Origin of the sequence: Mesorhizobium escarrei (assembly GCF_935825525.1) — a bacterium.
Taxonomy (GTDB): Bacteria; Pseudomonadota; Alphaproteobacteria; order Rhizobiales; family Rhizobiaceae; genus Mesorhizobium; species Mesorhizobium escarrei.
The window spans coordinates 1-619 of sequence record NZ_CAKXZT010000039.1 but is presented as its reverse complement, the minus strand read 5'-3'; the positions used below and the strand labels follow the sequence as shown (position 1 = coordinate 619).

The following is a 619-nucleotide window of genomic DNA, read 5'->3' as shown; positions in this document are numbered from 1 at the left end:
TGTGAAGGGTTACGGATGCCGGCCCTCCACGTGTTGGGCTTGGCGCTGGGGCCGGCGTCCGGAAGCCTCCAGGGAAAGAACCCGCGGGATGGAGAGCGCGGTTCCGGCCTATGGGGATTTGACGTTTGTGCTTGATGCGCTGTGGCCGCACTGACGCGGCTGACGGATGGCGATGCCCATGTCGGCGGTCGTGCGAACCTCGCTGGTGCCGCGCATGCTGCTGTGTGGTCGCTGTAGGCGAGGCGATTTGGCGGTGGTGAGCTGTGAGGTTTGTGTTGGCGGGCGCAGAGGCACGAAGCCGGCCATCCGGCGACGATGAGTTCTTCCGGCAAGCATGACGCACGGTGATGGGCGGGGCACGGTCATGGCGCTCGAGCTCCGCTTGTGGCGCTGCCGGACGGCGGTGCTCGGGCATGGGTGCCGCGCTCGAAGGTCTCGATGATGATCATCCTGCCGCCGCAGCAGGGGCATGGCGGTCGCCAATCATTGGGGGCGGCGGCATCGTCGCTTCCGCTGGAGGCGGCTTTGGGCTGGGGCGTGGCGAGAAGCTCGCGGGCGCGCGCGATGTTTTGCTTGCGGCCGGCGCTGGCGAGCAGGCCGTAGTGGCGGATGCGGTGGA

The 619-nt window shown here is 68.2% G+C and carries 1 pseudogene; it reads right to left on the bottom strand.

Going from position 1 to position 619, the window contains the following annotated elements:
* Window positions 1–362: 362 nt before the first annotated feature.
* Window positions 363–619, bottom strand: a pseudogene (locus NMG80_RS03500) (IS91 family transposase); the annotation flags it as partial.